Source organism: Sphingobacterium sp. UBA5789, from assembly GCF_002418355.1.
GTDB lineage: Bacteria > Bacteroidota > Bacteroidia > Sphingobacteriales > Sphingobacteriaceae > Sphingobacterium.
Genome location: NZ_DIDX01000004.1, coordinates 1,233,873 through 1,254,087, shown reverse-complemented (window position 1 = coordinate 1,254,087; position 20,215 = coordinate 1,233,873). Strand labels below are relative to the sequence as shown.

Annotated in this window: 17 protein-coding genes and 1 riboswitch; of the genes, 8 read left to right on the top strand and 9 right to left on the bottom strand. The window is 38.4% G+C overall.

Annotated elements, in window-relative coordinates; genetic code table 11:
* Nucleotides 1–22 precede the first annotated feature (22 nt).
* Nucleotides 23–1,078: a patatin-like phospholipase family protein gene (locus B4B65_RS14885; RefSeq protein ID WP_201679788.1), complete on the bottom strand. Its 1,056-nt coding sequence runs from the start codon at nucleotides 1,076–1,078 to the stop codon at nucleotides 23–25.
* A 124-nt stretch (nucleotides 1,079–1,202) separates the two neighbouring features.
* Between B4B65_RS14885 and B4B65_RS14880 the strand changes: the two genes are divergently transcribed.
* The 4 genes from B4B65_RS14880 to B4B65_RS14865 all read left to right on the top strand — a co-directional run bounded on the left by B4B65_RS14880 (nucleotide 1,203) and on the right by B4B65_RS14865 (nucleotide 4,745).
* On the top strand, nucleotides 1,203–1,661 hold the full coding sequence (locus tag B4B65_RS14880) for a hypothetical protein (RefSeq protein WP_293916414.1): 459 nt from the start codon (nucleotides 1,203–1,205) through the stop codon (nucleotides 1,659–1,661).
* Between the two features lie 116 nt (nucleotides 1,662–1,777).
* A complete protein-coding gene (locus B4B65_RS14875; protein WP_293916412.1) occupies nucleotides 1,778–2,263 on the top strand; it encodes a BON domain-containing protein in 486 nt (161 codons plus the stop codon).
* A 21-nt stretch (nucleotides 2,264–2,284) separates the two neighbouring features.
* A complete protein-coding gene (locus B4B65_RS14870) occupies nucleotides 2,285–2,704 on the top strand; it encodes an SH3 domain-containing protein (RefSeq protein WP_002994233.1) in 420 nt (139 codons plus the stop codon).
* A 178-nt stretch (nucleotides 2,705–2,882) separates the two neighbouring features.
* The gene (locus B4B65_RS14865; RefSeq protein ID WP_293916409.1) at nucleotides 2,883–4,745 is read left to right on the top strand and encodes a M1 family metallopeptidase; all 1,863 of its coding nucleotides are present in this window, start codon (nucleotides 2,883–2,885) and stop codon (nucleotides 4,743–4,745) included.
* 67 nt (nucleotides 4,746–4,812) lie between these two features.
* Here the strand turns inward: B4B65_RS14865 and B4B65_RS14860 are convergent, their stop codons facing one another.
* The 3 genes from B4B65_RS14860 to B4B65_RS14850 are packed head-to-tail and all read right to left on the bottom strand — an operon-like array spanning nucleotide 4,813 to nucleotide 10,539.
* Nucleotides 4,813–6,369, bottom strand: a complete 1,557-nt coding sequence (locus B4B65_RS14860; RefSeq protein WP_293916407.1) for a DUF6850 family outer membrane beta-barrel protein — start codon at nucleotides 6,367–6,369, stop codon at nucleotides 4,813–4,815.
* Between the two features lie 52 nt (nucleotides 6,370–6,421).
* Complete coding sequence (locus B4B65_RS14855) at nucleotides 6,422–7,735, bottom strand: DUF4876 domain-containing protein (protein WP_293916405.1); 1,314 nt, start codon at nucleotides 7,733–7,735, stop codon at nucleotides 6,422–6,424.
* Between the two features lie 17 nt (nucleotides 7,736–7,752).
* Nucleotides 7,753–10,539, bottom strand: a complete 2,787-nt coding sequence (locus B4B65_RS14850; RefSeq protein ID WP_293916403.1) for a TonB-dependent receptor — start codon at nucleotides 10,537–10,539, stop codon at nucleotides 7,753–7,755.
* Between the two features lie 156 nt (nucleotides 10,540–10,695).
* On the opposite strand from B4B65_RS14850, the gene B4B65_RS14845 reads away from it, so the two are divergent.
* Nucleotides 10,696–11,820, top strand: a complete 1,125-nt coding sequence (locus B4B65_RS14845) for a cytochrome-c peroxidase (protein ID WP_293916401.1) — start codon at nucleotides 10,696–10,698, stop codon at nucleotides 11,818–11,820.
* A gap of 84 nt (nucleotides 11,821–11,904) precedes the next feature.
* Here the strand turns inward: B4B65_RS14845 and tenA are convergent, their stop codons facing one another.
* The 4 genes from tenA to thiM are packed head-to-tail and all read right to left on the bottom strand — an operon-like array spanning nucleotide 11,905 to nucleotide 14,795.
* Nucleotides 11,905–12,552, bottom strand: a complete 648-nt coding sequence (gene tenA, locus B4B65_RS14840) for a thiaminase II (RefSeq protein WP_293916399.1) — start codon at nucleotides 12,550–12,552, stop codon at nucleotides 11,905–11,907.
* Complete coding sequence (thiD, locus tag B4B65_RS14835) at nucleotides 12,539–13,375, bottom strand: bifunctional hydroxymethylpyrimidine kinase/phosphomethylpyrimidine kinase (RefSeq protein ID WP_293916397.1); 837 nt, start codon at nucleotides 13,373–13,375, stop codon at nucleotides 12,539–12,541. Before thiD ends, tenA begins: the two co-directional genes overlap by 14 nt.
* Nucleotides 13,372–14,010, bottom strand: a complete 639-nt coding sequence (thiE, locus tag B4B65_RS14830; protein ID WP_293916395.1) for a thiamine phosphate synthase — start codon at nucleotides 14,008–14,010, stop codon at nucleotides 13,372–13,374. The genes thiD and thiE overlap by 4 nt, the downstream gene beginning before the upstream one ends.
* Nucleotides 14,010–14,795: a hydroxyethylthiazole kinase gene (gene thiM / locus B4B65_RS14825; RefSeq protein ID WP_293916393.1), complete on the bottom strand. Its 786-nt coding sequence runs from the start codon at nucleotides 14,793–14,795 to the stop codon at nucleotides 14,010–14,012. Before thiM ends, thiE begins: the two co-directional genes overlap by 1 nt.
* Before the next feature lie 83 nt (nucleotides 14,796–14,878).
* Nucleotides 14,879–14,972, bottom strand: a riboswitch (TPP riboswitch).
* A 150-nt stretch (nucleotides 14,973–15,122) separates the two neighbouring features.
* On the opposite strand from thiM, the gene B4B65_RS14820 reads away from it, so the two are divergent.
* Nucleotides 15,123–15,653 carry a GtrA family protein gene (locus B4B65_RS14820; RefSeq protein ID WP_293916391.1) on the top strand — a complete coding sequence of 177 codons (531 nt, stop codon included), beginning with the start codon at nucleotides 15,123–15,125 and terminating at the stop codon, nucleotides 15,651–15,653.
* Nucleotides 15,654–15,674: 21 nt separating this feature from the next.
* On the opposite strand, the gene B4B65_RS14815 is transcribed toward B4B65_RS14820, so the two are convergent.
* Nucleotides 15,675–18,647, bottom strand: coding sequence for a hypothetical protein (locus tag B4B65_RS14815; RefSeq protein WP_293916389.1), 2,973 nt, complete (start codon nucleotides 18,645–18,647; stop codon nucleotides 15,675–15,677).
* A gap of 494 nt (nucleotides 18,648–19,141) precedes the next feature.
* Between B4B65_RS14815 and B4B65_RS14810 the strand changes: the two genes are divergently transcribed.
* Together B4B65_RS14810 and B4B65_RS14805 are read left to right on the top strand one after the other, a co-directional pair.
* On the top strand, nucleotides 19,142–19,651 hold the full coding sequence (locus B4B65_RS14810; protein WP_293916387.1) for an OmpH family outer membrane protein: 510 nt from the start codon (nucleotides 19,142–19,144) through the stop codon (nucleotides 19,649–19,651).
* A 61-nt stretch (nucleotides 19,652–19,712) separates the two neighbouring features.
* Nucleotides 19,713–20,210, top strand: coding sequence for a hypothetical protein (locus B4B65_RS14805; RefSeq protein WP_293916385.1), 498 nt, complete (start codon nucleotides 19,713–19,715; stop codon nucleotides 20,208–20,210).
* The last annotated feature ends 5 nt before the right edge of the window (nucleotides 20,211–20,215 follow it).

The following is a 20,215-nucleotide window of genomic DNA, read 5'->3' as shown; positions in this document are numbered from 1 at the left end:
TTGATAGCGTAAAAGTAGTGTTTTAGTCCTTATTCTTCAAAAAGTTCCAGGCAGATTTGCGATTTCTGGATTTCCGGTCAGCAATAAGATCAACTACGATGTCGTCTATGAGGGCTTCATTCTCACTGATCATACGGTCGGCAAGTGATTCTAATTTCTGGATATTGCTTTTTGTTGCTGCATCCAGTGAAGATTCTACCGACAGTAGGTTGTTTGGTTCTATCCGGATGTAGTTTTCGGTACGTTGTACAGATCTGAAAAGCTGTCGAAGGAAATAATCTGTGCTCTCCGATGAGCTGCTGGTCATAATGTCGACAAGAGCAGGACCAATCGATATAGCCCATTTTTTCTTAAAATCTTCATAATTGTACGCATTTCTCGCTACACCTGTTCCCAGTGACAGAATAGATATGTCTGTTATCTTGAATGTATTGAAGTTTTTTAATACTTCAAGTAAGGCCGAAATGGAAGGGTTTTGAGCGAATACGCCACCATCCAAAAGTGGGTAACGGATATTAGCCAGCGAAAATATCTCAGCTACTGAAAAGTAAGTGGGTGCTGCTGCAGTGGCACGACACACATCCCGCAGGTAAAAATCTCTCGATTCACCATGGCTTATGGCTTTTTGTTGTCTGAAGAAATGATTTTTCCGCAACTCAATATTATACGCTGTGATAATACAGGGTTTGATGAGCTGGCTCAGTTTGGTATCTCCAAAGTAATCCATGAGCACACTTTCGAATATAGATTCATCATAAAGTTCACTCAGGACACCGAATTTACTTAAAAATCTTCTCCAGCGTGTGGTGGAGAAAATCTGCGGTCCATGATCCAGATAAATATTAAGCGCTTCACGGGTAGAGAAGCGGGGGCGATTGGGGTTATCCTCACTGGGACATAATAACAATGCTGTGAGAATACCTCCTGTACTGGTCCCGGCAAAAAAATCGAAAAAATCCGAGATATGGATATTCGGATCATTGGTGGCTATTTTAAGTTTATCTTCAAGATTGACCAGCAGAAGACCAGGTATAATACCACGGATTCCACCACCATCTATGGAAAGTATTCTTTTCATTAATATCTGAAAGTGTTTGAGTAAAAATATTAAATTTTGTTGAAAATGAATGTATTACTAACGTCACAAAATAGCTATCTTAAAAGTGTGCTTGGTATTTCGGAAATATATCTTAGTTTCGGGTATGAAAGATCCGGTACAACTAAAAGAAAAGCTTGTTAAGCACATTAAAGAGACCACTGACAGACGATTGCTGGAAATTGATACAGCACTGGTACAGGCGCAGGAATCTGCTAATGATGACACCAAGAGCAGTGCAGGGGATAAGTACGAAACTTCACGTGAGATGATCCAGCAGGATATTAACAGATTACAACAGCAACGGGCGGAAGTGATACGTGAACTGGATATTATTAATAAGATCGAGCAGGAGGGAACTGATGTTGGTAAATTGGGTGCTCTGGTGGTCACCGACAGATTTACCTATTTTCTGGCAACGAGTCTCGGGCAGCTTATTATCGATGGAAATAAATATGCAGTTGTTTCCGCTCAATCACCAATAGGTAAACAATTGATTGGTAAGAAAAAAGATCAGGATTTTGAATTTAATGGTATCCGGCAGGTAATAAAAGGGATATATTAAGATCTTATATCCATTCAAACAAATTGAAATCAGAGTTGTTAGTATCATAGTCTTTTCAGTATGAATCCTGAATAAGATGTAAAGGTTGAATATAAGAACTGTTAAATTAAAAAATTATGAATGTAAAAAGATTTATTCCCGTTTTATTCATGGCCGGACTTCTGACTATGAGTATGATTTCATGTAAATCCAAGATCTCGGATGCAGATCTGAAAACGAAGGTTGAAACCGCTGTAAGTGGTAATCCTGATGTATTGGTGGATGTGAAAGACGGAGTTGTCACGTTATCCGGTACTGTGGCTACTGAACAAGAAAAGATTAGTCTCGAAACTGCTGCAAAATCGGCAGAAAAAGGTGTTAAATCTGTTGTCAATAACATTATTCTAGAGGCTGCGCCGGTATTACCTACTCCTGTAGATGATACTTTAGTTAAGAATGTTGCAGATGTAATGAAGGACTTTCCTGCCTTATCGGCAAATGTGAAAGATGGAGTTATCCAGGTGACAGGAACAATTGAACAGGCGCGTATCAAAACATTGAAACAAGCTTTGGATAATCTGAATCCTAAAAAAGTAGATCTTTCGGGATTATCGGTCAAATAATCATTTTAAAGAAGCATTAATATGGCATTACAGGATAAATACAGAGCATTATTAGATACTGCTCAGGCATCAGGAATAAATGATTTGCAATTCGCTGAACAGGATGGTGTACTTCGTATAGCTGGAACAGCTCCGACAGCGGAAGTGAAAAATAAACTTTGGGATATATACGGGCAGATTGACCCTAATTTTCTGACCGGCGATGTGGTCATGAATGTAGATGTTGCTACGGAAGTACCGGGGAGCGAAGTGCGTGTAATTACGGAAAACAGTAATCTGAATATTCGTAAAGGCCCGGGAACAGATCAGCCTATTGTAGGTAAGGCGGCAAAAGGGGAAATTATCACGCTGATCAGCAAAGCAAATGATCAGTGGTGGCTTGTACGTACAAAAGATAATGAGGAAGGGTATTGCTATGCGCAGTATCTGGAATCTGTATAACTTTTTCTACATAGGATATAAAAAGCCGGATCATTGATCCGGCTTTTTTATTGTTAATACTTTTGCTGGTGTCCCCACCAGCAAGATGAGCTGTGTCTTTAGCCTTTTTACTTTAATGTTAAATAGACATTCCAATTCTGTTAACTTTAGTTATTTTTGATTATCCAATCGTGATGATATGAAAAAATTACTGAGTATTTTATGTTTTATGTTGGCTTTGTCGGCATTTGCGCAGGAATTATATATTCCCCGAAATATTAAACTGGCTTATGAGCGTGGTACACGCAGTCTGTCCGGAGCTCCCGGACCAGCGTACTGGCAAAATAAGGGTGTATATGATGTGCAGGTGAAAGTAGATGCGAATACAAAGATGGTCAGTGGTATGGAGACTATCGTATATACCAATAACAGTCCGGATACATTGAGACAGGTGGCGATTCGCTTTGATAATAATGTACACAAACCTAATTCCCCACGAGCCGCTTATGCCGAAACTGATTTTCTGACTTCGGGATTGAAAATTCATTCTTTTGCTATGAATGGCAATCAATATGAGGTAGATGCTCAGGATTGGGGGACTGTAACCTTAGGTGCTTTTGAAGATGCTATCTTGCCTAACGGAAAAGCGACATTTACGATTTCATGGGAATATCCTTTATCTGTACAGAGTGACAGAGAAGGGCAGATTGATCCGGAGACATTTTATGTGGCTTATTCATATCCGAGAATTGCAGTGTATGACGATTATAACGGATGGGATATGCTGGCGCACAATGGAAGGCAGGAGTTTTACAATGACTTTAATGATTATACGTTTACTATTGCTGCACCCAAAAATTATGTAGTATGGGCGACCGGTACATTTCTGAATCCGGAAGAGGTACTGATGCCTGAATTTTTAAAGCGATTCAAACAGTCATTAAACAGTGATACACGTATGCATATCGCGAATGAACAGGAAATGAAATCGGGAAATGTTACCCAACCTAAAGAATGGAACATATGGAAATTTAAGGCTGATAAGGTTACGGATTTTTGTTTTGCGATGAGCAACCATTACGTCTGGGATGCTTCAAGTGTACAGCTGCCCTCTAAGCGGGTAAGTGTACAGGCGGCTTATAAAGCGGGAACGAAAGATTTTGAGCAGTATGTGGGTTGGGAGCAGTATTGTATTGACTGGTTTTCCAAACACTGGCCGGGGGTAGAGTACCCGTATACGACGATGACCGCTGTACAAGGGTTTGCGGATATGGAATATCCCATGATGATAAATGATTCGAGTGTACCGGATAATCTGCTGGATGCGCGTCAGACGGTGGATCATGAGATTGCGCACACCTATTTTCCGTTTTATATGGGTACTAATGAAGCCCGCTATGCTTTTATGGATGAGGGCTGGGCTACAGCTTTTGAATACCTGATCGGACTTGACGAGAACGGTGAAGCTACTACGAAAAAAATGTTTCAGGATTTCAGGGTTAAGGGCTGGATTTCGGATCCTTCTGCTGAGCAGGATCAACCATTGATCTCCATGAGCTCACAGCTAAGCGGTAGCGGATATGGAAATAACTCTTATATCAAATCGGCGCTTTCTTATCTTGCACTTAAAGATTATCTGGGAGATGCTTTATTTAAAAAAGCATTACATCATTATATGAATAACTGGAATGGTAAGCATCCGATTCCCTGGGATTACTTCTACTCTATGAATACCGGATCAGGGAAAAACCTGAACTGGTTTTGGCAAAACTGGTTTTTCAGCAATAATTATATTGATCTGAAAATTAACAACGTGAAGCCTGTTTCCGGCAATATAGAAGTATCAGTAGATAATATCGGAGGATTCGCAGTTCCGTTTGATGTACATATTACTTTTGCCGATGGTAAATCTACCACAACACATTATACTCCTCAGGTGTGGGAGAAAGATGCAAAGCAAACAACTTTGCGTATTCCTGTCAAACAAACGGTGAAGAAAGTGGAACTGGATGGTGGTATTTTTATGGATTATACTCCTAAAGATAATGTAAAGACACTTTAACAGGGATTTTTCTAAAGTAAAAAAGGATCTGCAATCAAACTGCAGATCCTTTTTTTGTTGAATATTATCAGAATAAATAAGCAATTTGTGCACCTAACCTTGTTCTGTTTTTTCCAGGTACAGAAAGAGGATCAAAGGAATAAGTTGGTAACTTATTTCTCATCTCGTAGTCAATATCAAAAGAAAAGCGCCATGCCGAACTTTTAATTTTGTTAATATTAAATCCCCATGAAGTGCCAACTTCAGTTGAAGAGGAGGCATTGTACAGATAGTCATGGTATATTAACGTTTTGGCAAATACACCCGAATTGGTGACAGGTAGAAGTAATTCCTGCGCTATCGGTAGCCTATGTCTTATACGCAGAGATCCAATTAAATCTGTTAGTTTCGTTAAGTTAAATGTTTTCTTAGCTCCCAATCCTGCAGTCATTGTGGAAATTGAGATGTGATTACCTGTTAATCCTTCTTTTTTATCTTCAGACTGATAGCCTATTATTCCATTGAACTGATAGCTTCTCCATACTTGTGTAACATCTGCTTTTACGTATTCCTGACGATACAGATAATTATTCTTCATCAGATCGTAGTTAAAATCCCGCCCGTCAATAATTCCTCCTTCTAATCCCACAGCTGTCTGATGATTCAGTTCTTTTTCTAATATCCACAATGCAGAAGCAGTATAACTATCCCTTTTATATTTATTCATTGGGATATAGGTCAATACTGAAATATTGTATTGTTTAAAAAATTGTTCTTCCTGAATAGTTGCAAGATTAACATAGAGACGCTGCTCCCTGTTTAACTGATGACGTACATGGACACTGATACCATGTCTTTTGAGGTCATTATTGTAATTGATATCTTTAATACGTTCAATAGCATTTCCATATCCATTCATAAACCAATTTACGTATAGCGGATCTGCTGTATTTTCAGTGTATTTACTATTTTTAAATGCAACATTTACACGTTCTCTTCCATATCCGTACAAGCCTCTTAAATGGTAGATCCATTTTTCAGTTTGATAACCTACTGATAGTGCGGTATTGAAATTGTGATCTTTAACATCTCCTCTGGGATCATTGTTTGAAAAATTATTTCCTACCCGGTAATCGAGATCTAATGTCACAGGAACACGGTTGTTGAAAAAAACATGCTGAATTCCTGCATCTAACTTGTAGGTATCCCGCTCATAATAATTGTTTTTTAAAGAACCATAATAAACAGGAGCATCCTCATTCCACCTTGTCTGATGTCTTAATCTTGTGCTGTCTTCCATTTGTTTGGAATAGGCAAATTTACCCCAAAGCTGAGTTCCTCTCCATTCTGTTTTTCCTTCAGTTTGTACTTGCAGTTTTCTGAGCTTGGTTGCATCCTGTGAAGCAATAAAATCCCCGGTATTATAGTTGCCGGCAATCAGGATCTGATTAAAGTTATTCTTTACTTCTTTTGACATCCATACACTGTTTTGGGCAGCCATCTGATAACTTCTCATATATACCGAATGTGTGGAATAGCTAATGTTGGATATACTGTCAATAACAGGATATTCCTGAGCCACAATTCTGTGAGATGGAAGAAAAACTATCAGGCCTAAATAGAAATACTTTATGTATGCTTTCATTTGAATAGAAAAGAATAGAAAGCGTGTCTTTGTAAAAAGACACGCTCAGTTATTAGTCTGCAAATCCTCTTGGGTTTGCTTTTATTACTGTAAAATCTTCTGTTGAGTTATTTGTATCTTTCAATACTCTTCGGCCTGAGACAGTAGTCGCTGTTTTGCGGATAACAGATTGTGAAGAATAAGAGCCGTCTGTTGCGAATGTATATCCTGAATCAAATGCAGGAAGTAATTTTTTAGGTATACGGCTATCCGGTAGATTGGGTTGAACTTCTACAGCATCCATTAACCATGCTGATGGGATATGTCTGTATGTTTTTGCGCTTGCTGACGGAGCTGATAAAGTCGGTTCATAGTAGCTTTTCAGTGCTTCTACTGCCTGGCGTGTTTGTCCTTTAAATATAAAATAAGAATCTCTTCCCGGACTGTCCAGGATCCAGTCACGCGCTTCATAGTCGATAATATCAACATTAGGTACGGAAGGATTGTCAATATCGGATGGTAAAGGGTTTATACTCGGTAGTTTACCATAATATACTTCAAAATTTGCACCGCTCAGGTCAACTGTTAATTCAGGTTTTTTAATTGGAACTTCTTTACCATCTGCTCCTATAAAAGGAATTTTGTGGTTAAGTGCGTTTTGCGCAATAATAATGCTTTGACCGGGTTGTACCGGATAATCTTTCCCTGTTCCCGGAACCATAAATAAATCACGACCATATACATAATCTGTATTAGCAGCATTTCCTACAGTCATGTTAAGAGATTTACTCCAGTCATGCTGACCATTGGCCTGTATATGAGTCGTAGCCGTTCTGGTACTCTGTCTTCCATACAAACGACCGAAATAAAGACTGTCAGCATAAAGAACCTGATCTGTATTGTTGTATATTTCTATAAACTGATCTCTGTACAGCGCTCCTTCCTTGTTATCTGATCCTGCATAGTAGATTTGTTTGATTACAAATGAGCCTGTCTGCCCGGCAATCAAATTAAATTCAAGTGATGTAGCGTTTATCAGAGATACTCTTTTATTGGATGCATTAAATGTAATGTCTGTTCCGGGATCTTCTCCGGCAAGAGTAGTGTATTCTTGTCTGGGAATAGTTACAGATGCATCTATGTCATATGATCCCGGTGCTAATCCGGCAATCTGAAAAGTACCTCCGTTTGCAACATATTTTGTGACAACATTTGTAGACAGATTTCTTAATGTTATCTGAATATTTTTCAAAGGAAAGGTTTTTTGAAAATCAGTATTGGAGTAATTGATCTTTAAATCAACATCTATTGTTGCAACATCCGGAGTTTCCTTTTTACATGCCGCAAACGGGAGTAGTAGGATGAAAAGGTAAAGTATTTTTTTCATGTTATTAAAATATAGTGTTAAAATTTATAGGTAATCTGTGCGCCATAATTAGGTGAAGAATTAGGTGTTTTCACGGTAGTGTTTTGAACTATATAATATCTGGGCTGATAATCTAAGAAGTTGTATACATTAAAAGACAGACGTAAGTTTTTATTGATTTCTTTAGCCATACTAAGATTGAAATTGCAGAAGATACCATCGTTTTCACTATTGTAATCTTTCATTTTTTTCACTCTTTGTTCATACAAATAGAGATGTGCAGGGTTTTGAGGGTCATATTTTGTAACCTCATAGTAGGTTAGATCCCTGGTGTAGTATGCTATCGGATAGTATTGGATGTCTGTAAGTGAGGAATAATTAAGGAGTTGAAAGTCAGCCATTATTTGTATAATGAGACGTAGTTTTGGAAAATGTGTTGTTGTGCCGACACGAGCGTTGCTGAGGTAGCTGTTATTTTTAAGCGGATTAAAAATTCCGAGAGTTACATCCTTTGGATCAGAACCTGAAGTATTGAAACTCTCTTCATATTTCGCATTACTCTTTGAGGTCGCTTTAGTCAGACCTCCTGCAATATTTACAGATGTGTAGAGTGCTTCAATCTTTGGAGAACTGTATAGTACTTCAAACCCGTAATTATCTGTACTTAGCGAATTTTGAAGTGTTCTTTTATTAAGCATATAGGCTTTTTCTCCAACGACTTCCACTAATGGCTTGCTTCCTGTGACAGGAGTTGCTTCATAGACCGGTAACATTAATCTTTCACGGTTGGATATGGTATTTATTCCATTTCTGTTTTGCTTCAAAAAGGCATTTACACGAACGGAGTGGTTGTGTTTATTCCACATTGCTGAACCTTCTAATGTTTGCGAATACTGAGCTTTTAATTGTTCACTTGGCGGATCATACCGGTGGACATATATTCTTGATGTACTTTCAGCTTGTTTTCCGTTGTATGCATTCAATAACAGGTATTCGGTAAATACCGGTCCCGGGTATAGATGGGCGAGACTCGGTGCTTTAAAGGATAACCCATAAGCAAGGCCAAGCTGTAGTTCTTTGCTGGGTCTGTAACTGATATTTGTGCGTGGTGAAAAGGATTGGTGACCATTTTGTGTATCCCATCTTACTCCGGCTGATACAGCAAGCGGATTGCCAAAAACGGATGCTTTGAACTGATCTTCAAGATATAGTCCTAAATTCTTTACAGGCGTAAGGAGAGAGAAGTCGTAATACCTTTCTGTATTAAGGCTTAAGCCTTTATTGGGTCTGCTGGGATCAGCCAGTCTTCCTTTTCCATTATTTATAGAATAATCCGCATTGACACCAAAATTGATGTTGTGTGTTAAGTTTCCAACCTTCCAAACGGCATTGGTTTCTAATCTACCGGTTAGATTTAAGGGCCTTCCATCCACATGATCAACGGCAGTATATTGACCTTTGTCGTAATTTCCTTCTACGATTCCAGTTTGTAACGTGTCTGTATAAAGGACAAAAGCGTCATTATAATAATACTCTTTATAAGATTGCTGATGAGCTGTGCTAACGCCTAAATTTAATCCAAAACGTTTGAAAAAACTGTTATTAATCTGATAACTGGTCCTGCTTGATGCATTAAAGTTCCAGTTGCCATATTTTACTATAGTAGATTGTGTATCATCTTCATCTTTGGCTACTCCATCCAGCACTTTGTTGTACGTACCCTGCAGAGTATGTTTCCACTGTTTTTTATTCCCGAATCTGGTCGTCCAGATTACAGTACCGTTAATTCTGCGATACTGTTTGATCTTATCGCGGTTGTCTGCAAAGGAATTGACATATCCCATGTCTACATTTAGATCACCTAAAGCAGGACTCAGACTGAATCCTTTGGAAAAACCATATGAGGTCGCATTATTTCTGCTTTGAAGACGAACAAACGCTGGAGTTTTACCCGCTTGTCTCTCAATAATAATTGCCCCATCAGATATATCTCCATAGCGTACCGGAGCTACACCGGAGATAACTTCTATACGTTCGATATTCTCTGTCGGAATTTGCCTTAAATCTATTCCTCCAAAACTGCTCTCTCCGCTGTAGCTGTTTGCCGTAGCAGCGCGATTTCCAGTCAGGTTGTATTCAGATTGCGATACCGCGAGGTTAGAACCGCTCAATCCAAAAATACCTGGATTTCTACTTTGCATATTTGCATTGTTACTCATCGCAATATCATCCATAATAATGGCGACACCGAAAGCATTGCTCATCCCGTGCACATTTCTAAATCGGCCTGAAGTTTCTTCAAATGCTCCTCTTAAAGTTATGTTCTGCATCTCCTGAACAGATGGGGCAGAGACTTTTCTATTAGGAAGCAAGTTGAGCAGATCGTTCAGACTCAACGATGGATACCGCTCAATCATATCTCTGTCAATGAGGAGAGAGGAATTACTCTGAGATCCTTTAGTAGCTTGCACAGATACTTCCTCTAAAGCCAGACTATTGTTATATAGAGTAACTGGGGGAATTGTACTCATGTTATTGAAGTTATACTCCCGTTCAATGGTCTTCTTTCCTAAGAATGAAAACCGGATGGTATAACTAGAAGGGATTGCTCCGTTTAACTGTATACTGTATGATCCTTTCTCATCAGAACGTGTATCCAATCCAATTTCTAAAATCTGTATATTGGCAAAAGCGAGTGGTTTGGATTGTTCATCTGTAAGAGTACCTTTTATTGTCTTTTGTTGTGCGTACAATTTATTTGGTGTTCCTATAATGGAGGTGACCTCAAGCACAAAGAATAAATATATAGGCAGAAAACGAAACATACAGAAAAGTTTGGGTTAACCTCTATTTTAAATTAATCTAAATAGACGGCAAAAGTACGCAAAGAAACAGATTAGTTGCAAATTATTTATACTAAATCTAAATAAAAAAGTTAATTTTGTGCCCAGAAACGTCGAAAAATGAGGATTGGTATTATCTTGAGCTTAATAATTGGTTTTGTAGTGTTGCTTTCTTTTAAAGGATTTGAGTCACAACACGAACAAATAGGAGTGGATTCTTTACGGTCCTTATATCAGCGTCCGGTTGGAGAATGGCCGAGACCTGTTATAGATTCGGGAGTGAAATGGGAAGAATTCAAATCTCTGCCTAACTTTGATACCGGATATTTTGCTATGATGGAACGCCCGGAAGTGATTCTGGGTAAAAATCTTTTTTTCGATCCCATATTGTCAGGCTCTAATCAGATCTCGTGTAGTTCCTGTCACAATCCGCAGACCTCATGGGCAGATAAAGTACAGGTGCCTGTAGGACATGATCATCTGAGCGGCAACCGAAATACACCTTCGCTTCTGAATGCTCATTCCCGTAAGACCTTTTTCTGGGACGGACGAGCGGCTACATTAGAAGAGCAGGTACTGGGGCCGATCCAGGCACATAATGAAATGGCAATGGATGCTTCTCAGCTTCCGGCCAAACTGCAGCAGTATAAAGCTTACCGTGAACTGTTTCAAAAGGCTTTCGGAACAGATGTTATTACTTTCAATATGATTACCCAGTCTCTGGCAGCATTTCAGAATACCATATCCAGCCGGAGAAGCCGGTTTGACCGGTTTTTAGATGGCGAATATAAGTATCTTTCGGATCAGGAAATCAGTGGTCTGCATCTTTTCCGAACCAAAGCGCGTTGTATGAATTGCCATAGCGGGCAGTATTTTACAGATGAGGATTTTCATAATATCGGTTTGACTTATTACAAACGCAAGTATGAAGATCTGGGACGTTATCATGTAACACATAATCCGGATGATGTAGGTAAATTTCGTACACCATCGTTGCGGGATGTAATGAGTACAAACCCCTGGATGCACAATGGATTATTTTGGGATATCACAGGATTGCTGAATATGTATAATAGTGGTATGCAGATGAATAGTGCTACTGCCGAGCAGAAGGCCAAAGATCCGATGTACCCGGTGACTGATCCGCTGATGAAGCCTTTAAAACTGACGAAAGAAGAGATACAGGATGTAGCTGCATTCCTCAATGCAATTACCGCTACAGACTATAAAATGCGCAGACCGGATAAATTACCCAGAGATTAGGCAATCCGGATTTGTTTATTTCTCCATTTGAAACAAATTCTCAGAATACAATTTTGTATAAGAGCGTATCTTAAAAATACGCTCTTACCATTTTCTTAACTGATAAGCTGCCTCCCAAAACTCAAATTCCAGTCGGGAAGCTGTGACAAAGGCCTCTGTCATTTTTAGACGGATGTCTGTAGTTGCTGATGCGGCTACTCTGTCACATATAGCGATTGCTTTTCGGACCTCTTCTCCGAATTCTTCACCTGCATAGGTGTCTATCCATTTCTGATAAGGATTATTTTCCTGTCGTTGATGTGTATAGATATAATCGCCTACCTGTTTGTAAATCCAGAAACAGGGAAGTAAGGCGGCAATTCCTACTTCGACTGCATCCAAAGCTGCAGTACTTTTCAAGAAATGAATGTAGTGATGACATGCGGGCTGGATCTGTCCGCGCTCCGTAACACCAAAATCTTTAAAATAAGACTCATGCAGGGCATTTTCAACAATAATTGCATTGGCTCCGAAGCGCATAAATGCCAGCGCATCCTGTATGTGATCTGCACGTGCCCCGATAAGAGATAATGCTCTTCCGAAATGTTCCAGATAAGCGGAATCCTGCGCCATATAGAACTGAAACTTTTCAACAGCTAAGGTGCCGTTCCTTAATTCAGTGATAAAGGGCATCTGCAATATATTCGTATAGACCGGCTGGATTGTTTTCCAGGCTTGTTCAGACCAATTCATGTTTGATAAGCTTTTGAGGGTTGAAAAAATGATTAAGTGGGCCGTTACCTTTTCCGATCTGTACGTCTTTACCGTTCAGGATTGCCTGGTGGACATAGTCCTGTCCGAGTCTGACAGCTTCAGACAGACTTTTTCCCCGGGCCAGATAACTTGCGATAGCAGAAGACAGGGTGCAGCCCGAACCATGTGTATTATTTGTTTCGAATTTTTCAAATTCGAATGTTTGTACTGAACCCGATTGATCGAAGAAAAGAGAGGTGAGCATGGTGGTTTGCAGATGACCACCTTTTAGTAATACCGACTGACAGCCAAGTTTTAGTATTTTTTCACCGGCTATATACATGTCATCCAGTGTTTTTACGTCCATTTCGGCTAATATAGCCGCTTCATCCATATTGGGTGTAAGTACTGTTGTGATCGGGAAGAGTTGTTCGACAAGTGTACGGATAGTGCTGTCTTCTATCAGCTTGTGTCCGCTTGTAGCGACCATGACCGGATCAAAAACGACAGGCACAGAAGGATAGTGGCCTAAAGTGTCTGTTATAATGTGAACCAGTTCAGAGGTGTGAACCATTCCTATTTTTATGGCTTTTGGAAAGATATCATCCAGGATAGTGTGTATCTGTTCCTGTACGGCAGCGGTAGGAATGGGGTAAATGCTGCGTACTCCCTGTGTATTTTGTACCGGTAGTGCAGTCAGCACAGAGGTAGCATAACATCCGAGCGCTGAAAAAGTCTTCATATCGGCTTGTATGCCTGCACCGCCACTTCCATCAAATCCGGCGATACTGAGTACGGGGATATAGTTGTATTTGGTATTCATGAGGTTAAAATCTTGTTTTTAAGTTCATATGCGGCCTGCTGCGGGTTCGCCGCTGCACAGATAGCAGATACTACAGCGATAGTATCTGCTCCTGCCTGCATAACCGAAGAGATATTTTGTGAATTCATATGGCCAATTGCAATTAGTGGTTTGTCACTTCGTTGCCGGATCTGCTGTATACCTTCCAGTCCCCATTCAGTCACGGTGTCGGTTTTGGTGTCGGTGACGAATACAGGACTGATACCCAGATAATCTGCCGTAGCCGTCTCGGGATTATCCAATTGATCCAGGTATTCTATAGAATAGCCCAGGCAACTGCAGTCCGGCCACTTGTCACGAATCACAGTAGGTGGAGTATCGCTGTTGCCTACATGTATACCAAATGCTTCTACTGCGATAGCCACTCTTAAATTGTCGTTGATCATAAGCGGGATATGATACTTTTCTGTGATTTCTTTCAATCGCAGTGCCTTCTCAATAAATTCACGGGTGGAAGCATGCTTTTCCCGAAGCTGAATTATGTCTACACCTCCGAGTATAGCCTGTTCAGCTACATGAAGAATATCTTTTCCCTGACAGTCGGCCTCAGAGATGACAAGATAGAGCGGATAAGGAAAAGCAGGATGTATTTGCATCAGCTTTGAATCTTTAGAGTATCGATAAACTGTTGCTCCGTGATATTATAGAGTTTGTCCAGTATGTGGACCTGCAGCGATCCCGGCCCGGTGCTGATCTGTTGTGCCAGTTCTCCTGCAATACTGAACAAGGCTGTCGCTGCAACAGTCGCCTCAGCTTTATCTTCTATTACACCTATAAATGCTCCGATCACTGCTGTTGCACTGCAACCTAGTCCGGTAACCTGAGTCATCAGCGGATGGCCGTTAGCAATACGGTATATGCGGTTTTCTCCGACAATAATATCAGTCTCTCCGGAGATGCACACTACACTGCCGAAGGATTGTTGTAATTGTCTGGCAGCTTCCAGCGCTTCGTCACTTTGATTACTGCTGTCTACACCTTTTGTAGGAGAGGTATTGGTCTTAGCCAGTGCCATGATCTCGGATGCATTTCCGCGGATCACGGCAGGTCTGTAAGGGAGCAGTTCGGCCAGTATCTGATCCCGGTAAGGAGTTGCTCCGGCACCAACGGGATCCAGTATCCAGGGTTTTTCCAATTCGATAGCAGTTTCAATAGCCAGTTTCATGGAAGTCGTTTTGTATTCATCCAATGTGCCGATATTGATGACCAGAGATTGGCAGATACTGACCATATCCTTGACTTCGCTGTGTGCATGTGCCATAATAGGAGATGCACCGATAGCCAGCAACGCATTGGCTGTATTGTTCATGACAACGTAATTGGTGATATTATGTACGAGCGGAGCTTGTTTGCGTACTTCGAGAATGTGTTTCCAGAGCATTTTAATTTTGTTTCAATGTGATGAATACTATAAAAATGGCTTGAGGAAATTTCCGAATGGAAGCAGATAGGATAAGACTATAATCTGTCTTATGCGCTTTTCCCTACGCCGGTGTAAGCCGGATCAGGTTCAAAGGGACTGTCTCAATTCTTTTTCAGAATACCCCTAAAGCCAGTACTAAGGTAGTAAATATCCGGAGGGAAAGCAAGAAGCAACAATCTTTGTCATTGAATTTGTATAGCTCAGGATTGTAACTGGGGGCGGCTGCTTGATTCCTCACCATAATAATTTACTTTTTCTAGGTACAAAAAGTATCTTTGTCTATCCATGTATTTAATAAAACGTATCCATACCACTTTTAAGAAAAATAGTATACTGTTACTTGATAAGCTGCATCAGTCTTTTTTTCGTTTTATTCCGGCCAAAACTTTTAAATATGGCTTTTGCGGAGGGAGTGTATCGGCATTAAATATTTTTATTTACTTTATCTCCTACAACTTTATCCTGCAAAAACAGATTGTACAAATCAATAATCATATTGCAGTCAGCCCGCATATCTTTGCTTTTATTATCGCATTTGCCGTTAGCTTTCCGATTGGCTTTTATCTGAATATGTATGTTGTTTTTCAGGAAGCCAACAGACGAAAACGGATACATCTTTTTCGCTATTTTCTGGTGGTACTTCTCTGTATCTTGCTGAATTACTGGTTGATCAAATTGTTTGTGGAAGAATTTCATATTTATCCTACTCCTTCAGCAATGCTGACAACCGTGATCGTAACTGTAGTAAGTTATACCTTACAAAAAACCTTTTCTTTCAGAGGAAAGAAAAGGTTGATTGCTGAGCATCAATATTAGGTATTACCCTTACTGTCTTTTTTATCTGGAATACAGATTCAGCAGAGGAATATCCAGTTTTAAGCCCAGGCTAAATACCCATGCATCTATAACCCGGGTATTCATTTTTGTGTTCAGTGTCTCATCATAATAAGATTTGAGCGGAATTCCTTTTCCTCCTGCAAAAATCACTAATGGTGTATTTTTGATGCTGTATAAAAGATTTAAACCCGGACTGAATACCTCTGTGAAATGAACTTCCTTATTATAAGCTGAATCCGGTGTAACTAAATAATGGTTGACAATATTACCAAGATCAAGAAGTTGTGCATGGAGGTTGATATGTTTAAACCAGCCATTGTTTTTATATGTTATTCCTATAGGAGCTGTGATACCACCTGTAAACTGCTTACTTAGGGAAGCATATTTGTGGGTAACCAGTTTTCCTCCGAAAGCACCTACATATGCATTAAGATCTACAGATGTTTTCATTTTTTGTTTTAGCTTATAAGAGGTAGGAGGGAGTGCATACGATTCGATTACCTGCGCTAATGCATTGGCATCCTGAGTCGCCATTACATCACCGAAGAAGCTGGTGAGTTTGAGTAACTGTTCTCCATATTTATGGAGATAAGTACTTCCGAATTGAGAGCTGTCACCCGATATTAATAATGTTTTTAAATCATTTAAATTTTGCGGGTTAAGCAAGTTTGAATACGCCGAAATGCTTTTTTGCACTCCTTGTAAATCTGATTGCGAAGTGATCTTTTCATAGAAGGAAATAATCTCGAAAAACTTAAACTTCTTTTCCTTTAATGTGTTGTTTATAAGCTCGTTAATTAGAGTTTTGCTTGTGTCTGAAAACTCCTTTAATATTTTTTTTCTGTCCTTTTCATTCAGATGCCCGGTTATTAATGCTATTCTGTTTATTTGTTCAAGTTCTTTTTGGGTAAGAGTTATGGGGTCGGAATTATTGGTCTTCCAATATTTAACTTCTAGTGCATCTTTTGTTTGTTGCACAGTTAGTTGATTTATCCCCGGTAAAGTGAATTGTGTTTTGAAAATTTCCTTTTCGCTTCCGGATTTAAGGATCAATAAATTGTCCTTGATATTCAAAGATATCTTATTTAAATCTGCTGATCCATATTTATTTCCATAAAATTGATCTGCAAGACTTATGGTCTTCTGCGTAGCGGCTGTAAAGTTCTTCTGCTGGATATCTTCTATTATACCAAGTATATGCTGAACACTTTTTAGGTGTTGACTCATTGGAGAATTGCTTACTGCGCCGGTGTAAGGTGCAATATCTATGCCTTTGATGACCTGATTCAATACTTTCCAGATACTGGTAAGGGATTGTCCTGTATTATCAGATTTATCCGATTTCAGCAATTGCTGCTGCTCCTGGTTGATCTTATCAAACTGATTGAGCGATATCAGCAGGTTACTGATCCATTTGGTAATATTTTGATAATCTTTTGCCTGATCACCCATTTTCGTGTACAGATCAGAAAACTCTGAGCTATACTTTAATTTTAATAATTCTATAAATGTATTCCATTGATTCTGATCCAGCGTTTTTAGCTCCTCATAAGATAAGAGGCGATAGGTGGGTTTGTTATCTACTGTATGCAGGGTGAAGAGTTCGTTTGTTGCTATATAGAGGACGACAAAAGATTTGCGCAAAGATTTGGATAATTCTGTCTCGTTATTTTTAGCGTATTCCGGATTCAGATAAAAATTCCGGATAATGTCTCTGTAGTTATATCGTTCCATAATCAGACTATTGAGATCATATCCAAAATCCACCGCGATTTTCAGGTCTTTTTGTTTATCAGCCGGTAAGGTTTGTTTTATCCAATTGCCGTTAACCAGATTTTTGGGCATTTTTACAAAATCACTGGCGATTGCATAGCGCCATGATTTACCAAAATTGGCGGTATGGTATTCTTCCAGATTATCCAGAAGAGCAATTGTTTCGGGAAAAGTGTCATAAATAAGGGGATTTTTGACTCGTTCACGCAATTGATCCATAAACCAGATTGCGGCTTCCTGTTTTGCTCTTTTGGCTAGAAAAATAGCCATAGCCTCGATCATCTGCGATTGACTGGGGATACTAAGTCCACTGTAAGACAGGCTCTGTTGCGCATTCTGAGAGGCTGTTATAATAGAGATTTGGGTATTTTGGTTATTTTTTGTTTCTATAAGATTCTCAAAATAAAATTTTATATCTCTGGATTCTGTTTGATTTTCAAGAATTTTATTTGTTTGCCTTTGCAACATTTGTTTGAATGCTATTTCTTTATTACTTAAACGTGTTTTAAGTATGTTTTCTTTATAGTTTTTTAATTCTGTTTTTTCATTACTAGTGTTTTTTCTAAGACAATTTAGAAAAGAGGAGAGGGAATCCGGATTCGTTAAAAGGGATTCACTACAAAGTTCGTTTAATTTAATTCCATCGGTTATAAGTCTGTTTTTATTTACTTTCTGATGTTGTTCCAGAAGAAAATTATTTGACGTATCCTTTTTCAAACTATCTTTATCTATATTTTGTAAAACTTTTTCCAGAGCGTCCAGATCAGAAATTCTATTATTGATCTGAATGTCAAGATTTATCAAATTATCCAGTGTATCTTTTTGCTTTTTTAAACTGTCTAAAGAGATTTCAGTTTTGTTCTTTGTTAAGTTTTCAAGTATTCCAATGGTAATGCTGTTTTCATATTCAGTGAGAAATGTTTTTACATTTATATATTGGCTATCTTTTAATAAATTCTGTATATTTTCTTTCCCAATTTGTTGTGTTAAAGCATTGTATATACGATCTTTTGATTCTGAATTTTTACTTGTTATAAACTTACTTAAGTAGAATAAATTATATAATGGAAGTTCATTTGCTGCAGATGGAGATGTATCAGCAGTATTTGAATGACTCTCTTTACCAGTTCCGGAAGATTGGGCGAATGTATGCGCACAAAAAATGAGAAAGAGCACCGCTAAGCAAATGGACCTGTTCATAACTAATAAATTCAAGTTAAATAATTTCGCTCTGTTGAAGAAAGAGCATTGTTAATAATTGTATTTCTAAGGTAAGGTTGTTTTGTTTAATTTACAAATTAAATTTTTATTAATATTTAGGTTTGTTTTTATATTAATGAAGTGATTGTTTCTTAGTTAAGAATAACCTTTTTGGTATTTCGAAAGTATTACTTCAATTCAGCGTCTGGTCTGTGACTCTTATTTTAAGTTGCTCTTTTATAGCTCTTAAGAGGATGTGCGTGTGCTGTTAAAGAGTGTCGTTGTGTAATTATTTAACAGCAAATAAATATTAAAATAATTGTAGAGATTGCTTTGTTTTTTAGAATTAATAATTATAGCTTTGGGTACAATTATTATGTGCTGATATTAACCGATAAGTGTCTGTTTTTGAATTATAGCTTGCTGTTTTCGGAGCGCTATAGCTTGTTTAATTGCTTTTTTTAATATTTTATAGTTTAACTTAATTATCTTTTATGAAGAGTGTTTTTGCCCTTTGGGTATGTATGGCCTTATGCGTAATTTCTGTTGTTTATGTGTTGTTTTTGAAAAGTGATAAGATAGGGTATATTGAATCTACCCGGATTTTTCAGGAATATAAAGGAGCCAAAGTGGAAAGGGAAAAACTTGAAGAAAAAACTAAAGAATTTAAGTCCAAACTGGATACACTAAACCAGGAAGTCAGAGAAGCTATTATTCGGTATGACGGACAATCTGCTGTTAAAAAGGATAATCAGTCTGAACAAATTATCCAATTGAAGCAAAGGCAACTTGAGGAATATCGGCGAATGATACAGGAAAATATCCAATCAGAGGAGGCTAATGCCATGAATAAAATCGCAGCAGAACTTAATGTTTTTCTTAAAGATTATGGGAAGCGTAATAATTACAAATTTATTTTTATTGCGAATCCTTCAGGAACAATTGCTTATGCAGAAGAAGGGACTGACCTGACTGAAGCAGTTCTTAAAGAACTAAACAAATAATCAAATGAGAAGGTTATTTTTTTTGTTCATAATCATGGTTTTTGTTTGCGGCTGTACAGGCATGCCTGAAAAATTTACATCAAGTCAGGACGCATTTCAATATATTTCTGATAGGGAAAATGGATTTATTTCAGATACATTATTACCAAGTGAGGTTAAAATAAATGTACAGATACTTCCGTCGGTCTTAATACAGAAGACGAACAATCCAAATCTTATCAAGTATTTCAATGTTCAGTTTTCTTATAAAGGAAATGAACTGCTTGCCCAACTTCCCTCAGAAGATTATGGTACTTATGTACAATTATTTTCTTTCGGTATGGACCAAAAAATATATTTGATTGACAAGAATGGTAAAGCGTATTATCCGAGTATGATTAATTATCAACCTACTTATAAGTCAGGAAGATCTAATGATCTTCTGGTTGTATTTGATGAGGAACTGCCGGATGATGATTTGAAGTTAAGTATTGATGAATTTGGACTTAATTTAGGGAGGCTTAATTTTCCTGTAAATAAAGCACAATTGAATTACAAACCTTTTATTGACAAATTTTAAAGTTA